This is a genomic window from Pseudomonas sp. B7(2017), assembly GCF_002112745.1.
GTDB lineage: Bacteria > Pseudomonadota > Gammaproteobacteria > Pseudomonadales > Pseudomonadaceae > Aquipseudomonas > Aquipseudomonas ekonensis.
Genome location: NZ_NEIP01000009.1, coordinates 219,182 through 234,603 on the forward strand (window position 1 = coordinate 219,182; position 15,422 = coordinate 234,603).

The window sequence follows — 15,422 nt, forward strand, 5'->3', positions numbered from 1 at the left end:
AGCGTAGCCCAACAATAACCTTTCGACTAGTGGTGTTTTGATATCAAATCGAAGCTAAATCGACGTTGACCATCCGTTTCGCGAATGACTGCCCCGGTGAATCGTTTAAGCGCTCATCCTCCTGGTTTGTCGGCACTTGGCCGCACATACAGGCGAGCGTAGGCACCGCCGGCATGCACTTCGCTGACGCGCTGCCATCCGTCGGGCAACGGGCCGAACTCGGCCGGATCGTCGAGCGAGCCGATCAGCCAGACTCGTCGGCTGCCCTCGGGCAGATCGGCGAGGCGGTCCAGGTACACGTCGGCGCTCACCAACGTGCCGAAGCCGTAGCTGTTCGGGCGGGTCGGACGACCATCGGCGGCGGGCGGGGTGAACAGCCGCACCTGGGCATCGGTGCGGTTGTAGTAGACGTAACTCAAGTACCAGAGCATGTCGCTGGTGACGATCCGGTCGCCGGCGGCGTAATGCCGGTTGACGTGATCGACCATGACGCTGAACTGGTCATTGGGGTCGACCGTGGCGTTGGCGTTCACGCCGATCATCTCGACCCCGGCGAACGACACCAGCGCCGCCACCGCCAGCACGCGGGCGCCGACGTACAGCCGGTCGACGGCCACGGCGGCGAGCATCGGCAGGCCCAGCGCATAGGCCGTCAGGTAACGCTCGATGAACATGGGTGAGATGAAGGACACCGCAAACACCAGCAGCAGCGGCACGCCGGTGTAGAGCGCCAGCAGCGCGCTGCCGTGCCCCACGCTGCGGTCACGGGCCACGGCCACCCAGCCCAGCGCCAGCACCGCCAGCGGCACCGAGCAGAACACCGGCAGCGGCAGGTGTTCGCCGTCGTCCTGGATCAGCCAGGTCCAGATCATCGACGGCAGCGACGAGAGCGTCACCGGATCCTCCCAGCCCACGTCCCCGCCGGCCTTGAGCGCCTCCAGGTGCTGCAGCAGCCCCAACAGGTTCGGCAGCCACGGCAGGTAGAGCGCGGCGACGGCCAGATTCGCCAGCCACCAGTCCCGCCGCTGGATGTGCCGCAGGCGATGGCCGGGCTGCAAGCGGATCAGCCCCAGGTACAACCAATGGCTCAGGGCCGCCAGCACCGCGAAGTAATGGGTGTAGAGCGCGGCCGTGAGCAGCAGGGCGTAGGCCGCCAGATAGCGGCGCCGCTGAGGGCGCTTGATCCAGCACACCAGCGCCAGCGTGGCGGCCACCAGCAACAGCCCGAGCAGCGCGTACATGCGCACTTCCTGGCTGTAGCGCACCGCCGTCGGCAGCAGCGCCAGCAGCACCCCGGCCATGACCGCCGCGCGGCGGGTGGCCAGGCGGTCCACCAGCCACATGCCGAGCGCGACCGTGGCGATGCCGGGCACGGCGCTGAAACTGCGGATCGCGAAGATCCCGTCGCCGAACAGCGCGATCCAGCCGTGCAGCAGCATGAAGTACAGCGGCGGATGCACGTCGAACGCCGCATGGCGCCAGATGCCGTCCAGCGGATAGGCGGCCAGCAGCAGGCTGGAGCCCTCGTCGCCCCAGACCGCGGCGGCGGTGAGGTCATAGAACCGCACCGCCGCGGCCAGCAGCAGGATCGGCAGCAGCCAATGCTCGCGGGCCCAGCGCAGCAGACGCCGCACGCCGGCATTGGGCGCCGCGAACGGCTCCTGGGCGTCCCCGAACGGTGTTTCACGACGCGCTTCCATCAACCTCCCCTTTTCCCGCCCTAAACCATTCCCCCGGAACGCTCACTGTAGGCCAGCGACACCCCCCATGCGCAATAGCGACGACATCCGGCAGGTCTGCCGATCCGGGTCTACGCTACGGCTTGGCGTGACCTGCCCGCGCAACGGGAAGGAACCGGCGGATCGTCCTGACCTGCCCGGCGAAAAGAGCCGATGCGCGGCGCGCCGACCACACAACAGAAGGATGAGGAATCATGGAAGTATTCATGGGTACGATTCAGCCGTTCGCCTTCCAGTTCGCTCCACGGGACTGGGCCTGGTGCAACGGACAGATTCTCTCGATCGCACAGTACAACGCCTTGTTCGCCTTGCTCGGCACCTATTACGGCGGCAACGGCCAGACCAACTTCGCGCTGCCCAACCTGCAGGGGCGCATGCCCATGTCGCAGGGCAACGGCCTGGGCCTGACGCCGCGCACCATCGGCGAAGTGGCCGGCGTCGAAAGCGTCACCGCCACCATCGCCAATATGCCCAACCACACCCACGCGATGACCGGTCTGACGGCCAACAGCGCCCTGCAGCTGGCCGTGCCGGCCAGCAACCCGGCCACCACCCCGACCGCCACCAACGCCTACCTCGGCGCCTCCGGCGGCGGCCCGGGCTCGGCCAACATCTACTCCGACGCGCAAGGCGCCACGCCGGTACCGCTCAAGGGTCTGACCACCACCGTCACCGGGGACATCTCCCCAGCGGGCGGCAGCCAGCCGATGGGCGTGATGAACCCGTTCCTGGTGGTGAACTTCAGCGTCGCCCTGAACGGCATCTTCCCGTCGCGCAACTGAAAGGACGCCGGGGGCGCAAGCCCCCGGCCGTTTTTCCCGTCACCGGAGCCCAACCATGCTGCAATCAGTCCAGAACCACCATTTCCAGGCCCTGCTGGGGCAGACCGGCACCCTGCACCTGCCGGACGGCTCGGCCCTGGCGATCCACATCCGGCACTACGAGGAAATCCCTTCGGCCAAGCTGCGCCACAGCGAACGCATGCCGTTCAGCCTGGAGTTCGACAGCCTGGAGCCGACCGCCTTCGTCGACGGCCTGTGTGCCCTGGAACTGCCGGAGCTCGGCCGGGTGGACGACATCTTCGTATCACGGGTGCCGCCGATGGGACGGGATCCGCAGTTGGGTTATTTCTGCATTTCCTTCAACTGAAAACCCTTGCAGGAACGGGCTGTAGGACACCAGTCAACGCCCTGTAGTCCCTGCATTTCAACCGGATGAATTGGGAAACGTCCGACATCATTGCGCCGTTCCGCTTGTTACGTTGTTCCGACTCCGCCACAGGACAAGGAACAACGGATGTTCGATGCCAACGCGCGTTTCCGCTTCTCGACCGACGACCTTAAACACGATTTCCGGGTGCTGTCCTTCACCGGCACCGAGTCCGTCAGCCAGCCGTTCGCCTTCGAGATCCGGCTGGTCAGCCCGAGGCCGGACATCGACCTGGCCGATCTCATGCAGCGGCAGGCCTTCCTGGCCTTCGACAATGCCGGATCCGGCCGCCACGGCCAGATCCTGGAGGTCGCCCGCGGCGACATCGGCCACCGGCTGACCCGGTACGACGTAACCCTGACGCCCCGGCTGGCGAACCTGCGCCATCGCGTCAACCAGCGGATCTTCCAGCATCTGAGCGTCCCCCGGATCATCGCGCAGGTGCTCGGGGAGCACGGCATCCACGCCGACCTCCACCACTTCCATATCGGCCGCGCGCTGCCGGACCGCGAGTACTGCGTGCAGTACAAGGAATCCGACCTGCACTTCATTCAGCGCCTGTGCGAGGAAGATGGCCTGCACTATCACTTTCGCCACAGCCGCGACCGGCACCTGCTGGTGTTCGGCGACGACCAGACCGTGTTCCCCAGGCTGGCCGGGCCGACGCCGTTCAAGCGGCCCGCCGCCCTGGTCGCCGACCGGCCGGCGATCCAGCGTTTCGACGACCGGCGCACGACCCGGCCCGACAGCGCCAGCCGCCGCGCCTACGACTTCGAGAAGGCGCACATCGTGCAGGAAGCCGACGCCCGCCTGCCGAAGGGGGGCCGTCAGCCCGGCCTGGAGGATTACCAATACCCCGGCCGCCCTACCGAACGCGACCACGGCAAGCTGCTCGCCCGGAGGGCCCTGGAACGCCACCGCAGCGACGACCGCCCCTGCACCGGAGACAGCGACGAGCCGGCACTGGTGCCGGGGCATTTCCTGTCGCTGTCCGACCACCCTGATCCGGGTCTCAACGACCTTTGGCTGCTGACCGAGATCCGCCACGAAGGCCAGCAGCCCGAGGCGCTGGAGGAATACGGCGGCGACATCGCCGCCCCTGACGCCCCAGGCGCACCCGACGAACTGCGCCAGGGCTACCGCAACCATTTCGTGGCCACGCCGTGGGACACGGTCTACCGCCCGCCGCTGCGCCACCCGAAACCGCTCATCGGCTGCACCCAGACCGCCGTGGTCACAGGTCCCCCAGGCGAGGAAATCCACTGCGACCGCCATGGCCGGGTCAAGGTGCAGTTCTTCTGGGATCGCGAAGGCCGAAGGGACGCCCACAGCAGCTGCTGGCTGCGCACCGCCCAGACCTGGGCCGGCCAGGCACACGGCAGCACAGTCATTCCTAGGGTCGGCATGGAAGTGCTGGTGACGTTCCTCGACGGCGACCCCGATCGCCCGGTGATCAGCGGCTGCCTGACCAACAACCTCAACCCGCCGCCCTACGAGCTGCCGGCGCACAAGACCCGAAGCGTGTTCCGTTCCCGCAGCTCTCCGGACAGCGGCGGCTCCAGCGAGCTGATGATCGAGGATCGCGCCGGCCACGAACTGATCCGCCTGCGCGCCCAGCGCGACCTGCACCAGGAGGTGGCCAACGACAGCCGCCTCGACGTCGGCCACGAACGCCGGGAAACCGTCCGGGGCAACAGCATCAGCGTGCTGAAGGCCGAGGAGCACCGCACCGTCAGCGGCGACCGCAAGACCCGTCTGGAGGCCGGCGACCACTTGCACGTCAGCGCCGGCAGCCACACCCGGATCGGTGCGTCCATGACGGTCGACGCCGCCGGGCACCTGTGCCTGCGCGCCGGTGAACATCTGGTTCTGGAAGCTCAAAAAAGCATCAGCCTGAGGGTCGGCGGCGAGCACCTGCTGGTCGACCATCGCGGGATCCTGGCCAGCACCGACCTGCAGATCGGCGGCGCACCGGCATCCTTCCTGCACGCGCCGCCGCTGCAGCCCGAGGGCATCGCGGACGCAGCGCCGGCACCGCCGCTGCCGCCGTTGGTGGCGCCTTCGCAACCGGGCCTGATGGCTGCCAGCAAAGCCCTGGGGGCAGACTTCTGCCCGATCTGCGAAGCCTGCCGCGACGGCGCCTGCCCGGTGCCGGGAGCGGCGGTATGACGAACTCCACCGCACTGCCCTGGCTGAACGAACAGCACCGCGCCGACCGCCTCCTGTGCCTGGTCCTCGACTCGCAGAACGAACGCGACATGCGCCAACGCTGGCTCAAGAGCAGCCGCTACGAACAGTTCCGCAGCGTCTACGGCGAAACCGTTGTGGCCGAACTGGCCGACGCCGGCCCCTACGTCTTCACCTTCGAGCGGCCCGACGACCGTCGCCTCGACGCCTTGCTCGACAGGCCCCACACCCATTGGGGCTGGTTGGCCAGCCTGGATCAGGGTGGGCTGCCCGGGTGGGTCAGGCATTGGCAGGAGCGGCTGATCGTCGGCACCCGCCCTCATCAGGCGCTGTACCGCTTCCACGACGCCCGGGTGCTGGCCCGGGCCCTGGCGCACCTGCCCGCCGAGGCCTTGCCGGCGTACCTGGGGCCGGCCATCAGCGTGTGCCATTGGCACGGCTCGCACTGGCAGTCCGTCGACAACCCGGCGCCGGGCACCTACCCCGTGCCGGATTCGCCGCCGTGGCTGCAACTGCCGCTGCCTGATGAGCAGACCCTGGACATCCGCCTGGCCAACGCCCACCGCTTCCTGCTGGCCGGACACGTTCAGGCCTACGCCGACCTGGCCCGCTCGGAGGATCCGCACACCTGGCTGCGCGCACGGCTGGCGCTGGCCGACGCCTGGGGCTGGACGGCCCCGCAGCGGCTGGAGGTTCTCCTGCTGCAAAGCCTGCAGGCCCCGGCCCACGAACTCGCGCCGCATTGGCGACCGGGGCCGGACGAGTCTCCGGACGAGCATTTCGAGCGGGTCTGTCAGTTGTCGAGACACTGGTCAGGGGAGGACGCGCCATGAGGCTTTGGATCAAGGGTGCCGGGGTGTACGGCAGCTTGGCGATGCTCATGGGGTGCGCGGCGGGGGAACCCAACACCTTCACGTTCACCGCCGACCTGCCGCCGGGGTTTGCCTATGTGGCGGCGGTTCATTACGTCCCTGAAAAAGGCCAGACCTGCACCGTCGAAAGGCGTGACAACCTGGCGCCGGTGTTCAACAGCCAGTGGCGGACGGACTACCGGCCCGATGCTGAAATCACTGTTCGCAAGACCGTCAAGGGCTGCCCGTTGGTGGTCAGGAAAATCGCCCTGCAAATCTATGCGAAGTATGGCAAGGAGCGCGGTGATTTCAGCCGTGACGAAGGCATGGTCATCATTCGTGACGTGCTGGAGGAGCGCTACAAGAACACCTTCAACCCAGAGGGTGAAAGCTTCATCTACAGCCAGTGCGAATGGTGGTTTCGCACCGCAGGCAAAACCCGAATTCTCAGAAAAATCCTCGATTGCACAACATCCGATGATCAAGGCGCCCGCAAACAGGGCAAGACCTTCTCCGCCTATACCCTCGACCAACTGCCGGGTAAGACCGTGAAGTTGAAGGTCAGGCTGGCCAAGGAGGAAAAACCGGGTTGGAGGGACACTTGGGTGAAAGTGCCCAACGGCTGGAAGCGGTGCATGGGTGAGAGTTATGAAGACCAACGCGCCTATTGCCGTGGCAACCACACCGACTTCAGTACTTTCAAGATGCCGGACGGTCGCGTTTGCGCAATTTATCCAGGCTGCACGGAATAAGGAGACTTCGACATGACGCCATTGGAAAAGGAGCTTTCTCCGCGGTCGTCCTCAAGCGGGACGACCGGCCCGAAAAACCGGCACCTGCTGGCCTTTGCGGCACTGACCGGTTGTCTTGCACTTGCCGCCGGATGCAAGGCGGGACCACCCAACACCTTCACGTTCACCGCTGATTTGCCTCCGGGGTTTGCCTATGTGGCGGCGGTTCATTACGTCCCTGAAAAAGGCCAGACCTGCACCGTCGAAAGGCGCGACAACCTGGCACCGGTGTTCAACAGCAAGTGGCGGACGGACTATCGGCCCGATGCTGAAATCACCGTTCGCAAGACCGTCAAGGGCTGCCCGTTGGTGGTCAGGAAAATCGCCCTGCAAATCTATGCGAAGTATGGCAAGGAGCGCGGTGATTTCGGTCGTGACGAGGGCATGGTCATCATTCGTGACGTGCTGGAGGAGCGCTACAAGAACACCTTCAACCCAGAGGGTGAAAGCTTAATCTACAGCCAGTGCGAATGGTGGTTTCGCACCGCAGGCGCAAGCCGGCGCATCGTGAAAATCCTTGATTGCACGACATCCGACGATCAAGGCGCCCGCAAACAGGGCAAGACCTTCTCCGCCTATACCCTCGACCAATTGCCGGGTAAGACCGTGAAGTTGAAGGTCAAGTTGGCGAAGGAGGAAAAACCGGGTTGGGGAGACACTTGGGTGAAAGTGCCCAACGGCTGGAAGCGTTGCCTCGGTGACGGTTACGAAGATCAAGAGGCTTACTGCCATGGCAACTACACCGACTTCAGCATTTTTAGAATGCCGGATGGTCGCGTTTGCACCATTTATCCGGGCTGCACGGAATAAGGAGGTTCAACATGACATCACTTGAGATGAATTTGGAACATCCCTTGAGCAACCGTATGCTGGCTTGTCCAACTGGGGGTAAATGGATCAGCTTTCAATTGATCGATGAGTTCTGCTCGAGCGAGCCTTATGCCGGACTGGCCTATATCGCTACTGACTCAGAAGGAATGAGATATGCAGGTAACTTAGACGCAAAAGGCATCGGCAAACTAGAGAACCATTTTGCCGGGCCTGTTTCATTGTTATTTGAACAAGCCTACGAGGGAAAGGAGGCGGTCTACTTGAGACTCAAGGAAAGGCCGCATTACCCACTCAAGATTACTGAACTCCAGGTTCGCGCCGAGAAGACCCGCTACCTGAACCCGGACTCCACCCGCACACGCGAACGGCCCGCATTGGCCGACGGCGTCGATTACTTTCAGGTAGAAGTCCGGCATCTGGTCAGACACGTTTCGCACCTGCCGCCGGAGGTGTTCCGCCATTTCCCCCTCGACTCGGGGTGCGCGGCCATCATGCTTGAGCACGGCAAACTAGGGGCCGCCCTGATGCCGAACCGGCACACGGTGCTTGAAGTGCGTCCGCTGAGGGCATTGCGCCCCCTGTTGTCCACAGACACGTCGTTCTGTGCGCTCAACCTTTACCAGCTCGCATTGATGGCGACCTTGAGCTACAGCCCTTTCGGCCAACAACCCGCAATACCTTCCGCCGATACACAAACCCTGAAGTTCTCGCTTCAGCCCAGCGTCGGCAACTGGTTCGGCGATGCACTGGCCAAGTGCGAAGAACTCTGGAAAGTCGATAGCGCACAGACCACAGCCTTTTACCCGCTCTACGAAGATGTGCCGTACTCCAGACGGCTGGAAATCATACCGTTCGACCCGATCCTTTACGCCGAAAACCGGCCAACACCGGAAGGCGAACTGGAACACCCGGCCAGCGTTCACTTTCTAGATGATGTCGGTGATAAAGACAGCACCGACACCCAAGCCTTCATCACCCACAACGACGAACTGATACTGATCGCCGTGCGCGGCACCGCCGAGAAAATCCCCGACGGCTTGCGTGACGCAGATGCGCTGCAAGTGCCGTTTGAGGAAGGCGAAGGGCAAGTCCATCGGGGGTTCTACCAAGCCGCCCAGAAAGCCTATGACTTCGTGGTGGCGTACCTCGAGAAATTCCACGTCGGCCAAAAACTCCTCATCTGCGGCCACAGCCTTGGTGGCGCGATCACCCTGCTCTTGTCTGAAATGCTCCGTCGAAGGGCCGGATTCAACTACGACATCCAGCTCTACACCTACGGCGCCCCCCGCGCCGGCGACCGCCGTTTCGTCGAGGCCGCGGGCGAGCTGGTGCATTACCGCATGGTCAACCACAACGACCCGGTGCCCAGCGTGCCCGGCAGTTGGATGAACACCAAGGCCGATGTCTACGGCGCGGGGGCGGCGCTGACGTTCGTCAATGTGCCCGTCGGCCTGTCGCTGTTCGTCGCCGGCATCACCAACTGGACGGGCGAAGCCTACGGCCACCACGGTGCCCTGCGCCACGCCATGCCGGTGGAGTTCGGGCAGGGGCAGGTGTCGTCGATCCTGTGGGCGCCGGGTTGCGACACCATCACCCAGCACGCGGCCTGCGAAGTGGCGGTGCGCCAGCGCCACGGCCTGCCGGATCGGCCGTCGTTGCTCAAGCAACTGCTCGACGGCGGGCACCATTCGATGACCGGAGCGTACATCCCAGCGTGCTGGGCGGCCTTGCGGCGTTGGCAGGAGGCGCAGGAAGCGGGGCGTTCGCTGGTCACCGACCGCGAGTTCGAACACATCAAATCGGCGCTCCAGCGCATCACCGGGCAGTTGCGCAAGCGACGCAACGAACTGACGGGGCGGCCGGACAACGCCGTGCGCGCCCACCAGAAGCAGATCGATGCGCTCAGCCGTGAAGTCGACCGGGTGGACAGCACCCGTCAGCGCCTCGCGACCCTGCGCCACCGCCAGGTCAAGGCCGAAGACGTCTACGGCTCCCTCGCCGGGCAACCGCAGCGGCTGGCCGAGAGCCTGCCGCGCTGGCAGGCCCATCCGCAGAATCTTGCGCAGGAACAGCTGGCCATGGCGCCGGACAGCCTGGCGGACGACCCGCTGCTGGCCACGCTGTCGGGCCGCACCATCGGCGCGCCCTACACCCTCGACCTCGATTCGATCATTTAACCGCCGGCAAGCTCAGCCCTGGGGATACCACACCAGCCGCTCCGCCGTCGGCGAGCGCTCCTCCACGGAAAACCCGAGCGCCAGGTAGTGCTGGCGCGCATGGGGGTTGTTCGCCCACACCACCGTCGCCACCGGGCAGCGGATCTGCTGCGCGGCCTTCTGTACCCCTTGCAGCACGGCGCGGCCGTAGCCTTGGCCGCGGGCCTGAGGGATGAAGGCCAGGTACAGCACGCGGACTTCGTTGGCGCCGAAATCGGTGCTCAACGAGCCGATGGCCGTGCCGAGTTTTTCGACCACGTAATGCATGGCATTGGGGTAGTGTTCACCCATGCCCAGTTCCTGCGCCTGGAACTGCTGGCCGACGATCTGCTGGACGAACTCCTGCTCGCCGTCGATCCATTGCAGGTCCGGCCGCGCCGACTGGTAAAGGCTGTGCAGGAACGGCCCGTCGGTAGGCCGCGAAGGCCGCACCACCAGACCGTCCGCCGCGACATTCGTGTTGTCCGCCATCGTCATGCCCTCCTAGAAACCGCTTTCCCTGACGCCCAGCGCCGCCAACCGGCGCCAGGCCACCCCCAGCAGCGACTCGCCGCTGCCCTGCAGCACCACCACGCCGCGCAGGGGCTGCGCCGGCATCGGCAGCCGATCCAACGCCTCCAGGCGCGCGCCGTACTGCGCCTGCACCGGTTCGGCCCGCTGCTGCACGTCTCGGCGCACTGCGATCGGCCCATGGTGGTCAGACGTCAGCGCCTCCTGATCGACGTAGGCCACGCCGTTGGTGTCGATTTCGTCCAGCCGCACGGCGATGGCCGGGTGCATCGGATCGTCGGCGATGAACCGCCCGGTGGCGCCGGGCTTGACCCGCCACAGCTCGGCCTCCGCCAGATAGCCACGCAGGCGCGTGCCGTCCTCGACCACCCGGGCCAGCGCGTCCTTGGTGGACAACCAGCGGCCGGGCGCCAGGTTCGGCAGCAGGTCGCGCACGGTGCCGGCATGGGGCGCGCGCAGCAGCAGGCGCTCGCGCTGGGCGCTCAAGCCGCGGTAGTCCGCCACGGCCTCGGCCAGCCGCTGCTCGACGATACCGGCGTCGGCGGCGGTTTCGCTGCGCCCGGCCTGACGGCGCATGAGCAATTGCTGGATCTGGATTTCCTTGCGCACGATGGCCTGGCGCGAATCCAGGTCCGGCGACTCCAGTTCGATCAGCACATCGCCCTGGGCCACCTGTTGCCCGTCTCGCACGTTCACCGTCTTGACCCGCGCCGCCACCGGCGCATGCAAGGCGCTGGCGCGGCCGCCCTCCAGCATCACCGGCAGTTCCACGGCGCTGCGCCACGGCACGGTCAGCAGCAGCAACAGCCCGAGCACCGCCAGGCCGCTGAGCAGCACCCGAGGGGCATGGGCCTGTTCGCGGCGGCTCCACCACTGGCGCCACTCACGCATGATCGGCAAGAAGATGAACCACACCAGTTCCACCAGCATCAGGAAGATCCCCAACACCTTGAAGAACAGGTGATAGACCGCCAGCGCGATCCCGAAAAACAACGCCGCACGCCATAGCCACGAACCGTACCCCCAGATCAGCAAACGCCGCTGCATCGCCGGCGACCAAGGCTCAGGCGCCGGGGCGCCGTAGCCGAAAAGAAACTCGCGCAGGCGCCAGCGGCACAGGGCAAACGCCCGGCCCTGCAGGTTGTCCACCTCCCACAGGTCGCTGAGCAGAAAGTAGCCGTCAAAGCGCATGAACGGGTTGAGGTTGACCACCAGGGTGGTGATCCACGTCGCGCTGGCCAGCATGAACGCCGCCGTGCGGCCCGGCCCGTCGGGCAACAGCGACCAGGCCAGCAACGCCAGGCAGGCCAGCAGCAGTTCCGCCAGCACCCCGCCGGCACCGATCAGCAGCCGCGCGCGCCGGTCGTTGACCCGCCAGGCGTCGCTGACGTCGGTGTAGAACATCGGCAGCAGCACCATGAACGCCACGCCCATGCTCTGCACCCGGCAGCCGGCGCGCTTGGCCATGAACGCATGACCGAACTCGTGGCAGAGCTTGGCGAAGAACAGCGACACGCCGAACGCGATCGCCCCGCCCAAGCTGAACAGGTGCGGGAACGTCCCGACGAAACGCTGCCAGTCCCGCGACACCAGAAACACCCCGAGCCCCAGCGACGCCGGCAGGCCATAGCGCAGAAGCCTGGGGCCAAAACGCTCAAGCCACGGCCAGGCGCGGTTGAGGAACGCGTCCGGGCGCCACAGCGGAATGCGAAAGAACAGGTATTGGTGAAGCAGGATCTGCCACAGGCTCTGGCGTCGCGCCAAGGCCTTGAGCCGATAGCTGGCGCGTTGCTGATCGTCGACGGCGCTGATCAGGTCGTGGCTGCGCAGGAACGTCAGCAATTGCTCAAGCTCGGCGCCGTCCAGGGCCAGGCCCGGCTCACGGTTGGCCGCGCGCAGCACTTGCTCGGCGTCGCCCAGCGCCCAGTGGCGCAGCAGGCGCATCGCCGCCCCGCCGAGCTTGAAGTAGCGACCGCTCACCGGATCCGCCAATGTCCAGCGCGGCGAACCGTCCAGGGCCGGCGCCGCGGGCGACAGTTGCAGGTCGGCGCGCAGGCTCGGCAGGATCATTTACAGGCCCACGCTCTGGCGCAGGCCCGCCAACGGCCGGCGCAGCAGGTACAGCGCCAGCGGCGCACGGTCGCCGAAAATCTTCGCCGTGCCGCGCAAGCCGATCCGCGGCGGCGCCTCGGTGAAGCCGGCGTCCAGCCGATAGGCCAGTTGGCCGCCGGCGGTGGGCTGCGCCTCGTAGGCCGAGCGTTCGAGGGTGGCGAGGTGACGTTGCAGCGGGTCGCTGTCGAGAAACAGCGAAATCTGCGCGCCGGGCTCCAGCGCGATGGCGTCGCCCACCGCCAGCTCGATGCGCAGCTCGGCCTGGCTCGGGTCGGCGATCTCCATCAGCCGTTCGCCGGTCTGCACCGGTTTGCCGGTCCAGCGTTCGGCGTCGGCGAACACGGCGATGCCGTCACGCTCGGCACGCACTTCGCTGCGGTTGAGCAGTTCGCGGGCGTAATCGCGCTCGGCGCGCTTCTGCTCGACCCGGGCGGCCAGCAGATCCACCCGGGAACTGGACTCGGCATCGGCGAACGAGCGCTGGGAATTGGATTTGAGCTCGGCTTCAGCGACGCCCAGGGCACGCTCGGCGACGTCGGCCTGGGCCTTGAGGGTCGTGCTGTCGAAGCGCAGCAGCAGGTCGCCGGCCTTCACGTTCTGGTTGGGCTTGACCCGGAATTCGGCGATCACCCCGTCCAGCGGCGCGGCGACCACGCGGCCGCCCAACGGCACCACCTCGGCCGGCGCCAGCACCGACTGGCGCACCGGCACCAACAGGCCGAGCAGCACCAGCGCCGCCAATGCCGCCTGGCGCTTGCGCGTCCAGCGCAACCGCCACGGCTTGCGCGGCTGCAAGGCCAGCCAGGCATGGCTGCAGGTGTCGCCCAGCTGCGACAGCAGGACTTGTTCGGAGGGGTTCCACGGCACGTCCCGGGCCAGCCACAAACCGCCGAACACCTCGCCGTGACGGTCGATCAGCGGCAGCCAGAACACCTGCAGCGCCGACAGGCTCTGCCAGTCGGCCCGGATCGGCTCACTGACCATCGACGGCGCAATCACCCGTGCCTGCTTCAGCACATCCTGCTTGAACAACTGCGCCACCGCCTGCTCGACGAACGCCACGAACGGCGCGTTCGGCTCCACCGCACTGACCCCGGTGACGGCCTGCACCTTGCCGGCAATCAACAGTGTCGCGTGGCGATAGCCGAACAGCGACTGCCCGTCATTGACCAGGCTGTAGGCCAGTTGTGGAACGTCGCGGGCCGCGCGGATCTGCCGTTCGAGGTCAAGGAAGCGGGCGAACACCTGCTCGGCGCCGCCCCCCGCCGGGGCGTTCAATTGAGCTCCGCAAAGCGTGCGGTGCCGCTCATGCCGGCGAGCAGGCCGGTGGCGTTCGGCAGCGTGGCCACCAGTAGCAGGGTCTGGCTGCCCTCGTCGATTCGCGCGCCAAGGCGCTTGACCGTGGCATCGATCGGCTTGCCGGTCTCATCGGGGACGAAGCTGAAGGTCTGGCCGGGCTTGAGCCGCGCCATCCAGCGCGACGGCACCAGCAGGTGGATCTCCAGGGTGCGGTTGTCGACCACGTCCAGAAGCGGCGCACCCGCCGGCACGCTCTCATAGCGCTGCACCTTGCGCTCCACCACTTGCCCGTCGAACGGCGCGATCACGCTGCAGCGCTTGACCTGCACCTGATACACCTGGGATTGCGCCTGGGTCTCGCTGACCTTGGCCTCGGCCCGCGCCACCTCGAACCGCCCGACTGAGTTGAGCGCCGCCAGTTGCCGGTTGTGCGCCAGCTCCTCGCCGGCGCCGCGGCTGGCGGCCTGCGCCGCGTTGAGCTGGGCCTGATAGGCCGAACAGTCGAACCGCGCCAGGGTGTCGCCCTTCTTGAACGACTCGCCCTCGCTGAACGGCAGCTCGACAATCCGCCCCGACAACTCGCTGGCCAGCACCGCCTGATCGCGGGCGCGCAGCACGCCGCGGGCCTCGCTGCCACTGGCGGCAGCTTGGGCGGCCACACCGTTTTCCAGCAGCGGATCGTCTGGCACGGGGGGTTGCGCCTGAACTGCACTCGCTGCAAGGGACATTCCGAGAACCCAACCACGAAAACGCTGCATGACCGCTACTCCCTGTCGGATGTGCGGAGTCTACGACAGCGGGGTTTAGCGTCAAGCGAAAGGCCACCATTGCGACGAAGACTGGCGTAATCCCATGAAACAGACTATGGTCGAGCCATCGAAAATATAACCTTTATGGAATATTCCGTGGCGCTTATATTTGCTTCCCATGAATTGGGAAATCGAATACACCGACGAGTTCGGCAACTGGTGGGACGACCTCACGGAAAGCGAGCAGAGCTCTGTGGCCGCAAGCGTCAAACTGCTGGGCCAGTTCGGGCCGGGCCTGCGCTTCCCGCACAGCAGCGCCATTAATGGATCACGACATGGCCATCTGCGCGAATTGCGGATCCAACATGGCGGACGGCCCTACCGCATCCTGTATGCATTTGATCCGAGGCGCTGCGCATTGCTGTTGATCGGCGGAGACAAAACCGGTCAGGATCGCTGGCATGAGGTCAATGTCCCGCTCGCCGATCGACTGTACGACGAGCATCTCGATACATTGCGCAAAGAGGGTTATCACGATGGCTAAGAAATTTGCCGAACTCGAAGCGCGCATGACACCCGAAGCCCGGGCACGCGCCGAATCGATCTACGAACAACACATCAAGGAAATGCCTCTCAACGAGTTGCGGCAGGCCAAAGCCTTGAGCCAGGCGACGCTCGCCGAAACACTGCACGTCAATCAGGCGGCGATCTCGAAAATGGAACGCCGGACCGACATGTACATCAGCACCTTGCGCAACTACATCCGCGCAATGGGCGGCGAGCTCGAAATCATCGCCACATTTCCCGACGGGCAGATCAAAATCGAAAACTTCGCAGGTTGAGGCCTCCAGGCTCAATTGAACCTGCGAGGCTTTCGGGTTCCGCATCCGCTGCCCGTTCGGGTGAGGCAATTCCTGCCCGATCACAT

At 65.8% G+C, this 15,422-nt stretch carries 14 protein-coding genes; 9 read left to right on the top strand and 5 right to left on the bottom strand.

All coding sequences use genetic code 11. The features are described from left to right. Positions 1 to 113 precede the first annotated feature (113 nt). Positions 114 to 1,700, bottom strand: a complete 1,587-nt coding sequence (locus tag CAG29_RS18575) for a glycosyltransferase family 39 protein (RefSeq protein WP_085694941.1) — start codon at positions 1,698 to 1,700, stop codon at positions 114 to 116. 233 nt (positions 1,701 to 1,933) lie between these two features. On the opposite strand from CAG29_RS18575, the gene CAG29_RS18580 reads away from it, so the two are divergent. From CAG29_RS18580 to CAG29_RS18610, 7 genes are all read left to right on the top strand, one after another. Next, positions 1,934 to 2,521, top strand: coding sequence for a phage tail protein (locus CAG29_RS18580; protein WP_085582151.1), 588 nt, complete (start codon positions 1,934 to 1,936; stop codon positions 2,519 to 2,521). 55 nt (positions 2,522 to 2,576) lie between these two features. Then, a complete protein-coding gene (locus CAG29_RS18585; protein ID WP_085582153.1) occupies positions 2,577 to 2,888 on the top strand; it encodes a hypothetical protein in 312 nt (103 codons plus the stop codon). 147 nt (positions 2,889 to 3,035) lie between these two features. Then, on the top strand, positions 3,036 to 5,117 hold the full coding sequence (locus CAG29_RS18590; RefSeq protein WP_085694942.1) for a type VI secretion system tip protein VgrG: 2,082 nt from the start codon (positions 3,036 to 3,038) through the stop codon (positions 5,115 to 5,117). Further along, a complete protein-coding gene (locus CAG29_RS18595; RefSeq protein ID WP_085694943.1) occupies positions 5,114 to 5,968 on the top strand; it encodes a DUF4123 domain-containing protein in 855 nt (284 codons plus the stop codon). Before CAG29_RS18590 ends, CAG29_RS18595 begins: the two co-directional genes overlap by 4 nt. Then, complete coding sequence (locus CAG29_RS18600) at positions 5,965 to 6,738, top strand: hypothetical protein (protein ID WP_085694944.1); 774 nt, start codon at positions 5,965 to 5,967, stop codon at positions 6,736 to 6,738. The genes CAG29_RS18595 and CAG29_RS18600 overlap by 4 nt, the downstream gene beginning before the upstream one ends. Positions 6,739 to 6,750: 12 nt before the next feature. Further along, the gene (locus CAG29_RS18605) at positions 6,751 to 7,587 is read left to right on the top strand and encodes a hypothetical protein (protein ID WP_256576450.1); all 837 of its coding nucleotides are present in this window, start codon (positions 6,751 to 6,753) and stop codon (positions 7,585 to 7,587) included. An 11-nt stretch (positions 7,588 to 7,598) separates the two neighbouring features. Then, complete coding sequence (locus tag CAG29_RS18610; RefSeq protein ID WP_085694945.1) at positions 7,599 to 9,785, top strand: lipase family protein; 2,187 nt, start codon at positions 7,599 to 7,601, stop codon at positions 9,783 to 9,785. Positions 9,786 to 9,797: 12 nt separating this feature from the next. Here CAG29_RS18610 and CAG29_RS18615 read toward each other — a convergent pair whose 3' ends face one another. The 4 genes from CAG29_RS18615 to CAG29_RS18630 are packed head-to-tail and all read right to left on the bottom strand — an operon-like array spanning position 9,798 to position 14,503. Further along, positions 9,798 to 10,295, bottom strand: coding sequence for a GNAT family N-acetyltransferase (locus tag CAG29_RS18615; RefSeq protein WP_085582163.1), 498 nt, complete (start codon positions 10,293 to 10,295; stop codon positions 9,798 to 9,800). Between the two features lie 12 nt (positions 10,296 to 10,307). Then, positions 10,308 to 12,404, bottom strand: a complete 2,097-nt coding sequence (locus CAG29_RS18620) for a biotin/lipoyl-binding protein (protein WP_085656638.1) — start codon at positions 12,402 to 12,404, stop codon at positions 10,308 to 10,310. Then, positions 12,405 to 13,724, bottom strand: coding sequence for an efflux RND transporter periplasmic adaptor subunit (locus CAG29_RS18625; RefSeq protein ID WP_085656637.1), 1,320 nt, complete (start codon positions 13,722 to 13,724; stop codon positions 12,405 to 12,407). Beyond that, positions 13,721 to 14,503 carry an efflux RND transporter periplasmic adaptor subunit gene (locus CAG29_RS18630; RefSeq protein WP_085582169.1) on the bottom strand — a complete coding sequence of 261 codons (783 nt, stop codon included), beginning with the start codon at positions 14,501 to 14,503 and terminating at the stop codon, positions 13,721 to 13,723. The genes CAG29_RS18625 and CAG29_RS18630 overlap by 4 nt, the downstream gene beginning before the upstream one ends. A gap of 169 nt (positions 14,504 to 14,672) precedes the next feature. Between CAG29_RS18630 and CAG29_RS18635 the strand changes: the two genes are divergently transcribed. Beyond that, on the top strand, positions 14,673 to 15,038 hold the full coding sequence (locus CAG29_RS18635) for a type II toxin-antitoxin system RelE/ParE family toxin (protein WP_085694946.1): 366 nt from the start codon (positions 14,673 to 14,675) through the stop codon (positions 15,036 to 15,038). Continuing rightward, a complete protein-coding gene (locus CAG29_RS18640; protein WP_085582173.1) occupies positions 15,031 to 15,336 on the top strand; it encodes an XRE family transcriptional regulator in 306 nt (101 codons plus the stop codon). The genes CAG29_RS18635 and CAG29_RS18640 overlap by 8 nt, the downstream gene beginning before the upstream one ends. The last annotated feature ends 86 nt before the right edge of the window (positions 15,337 to 15,422 follow it).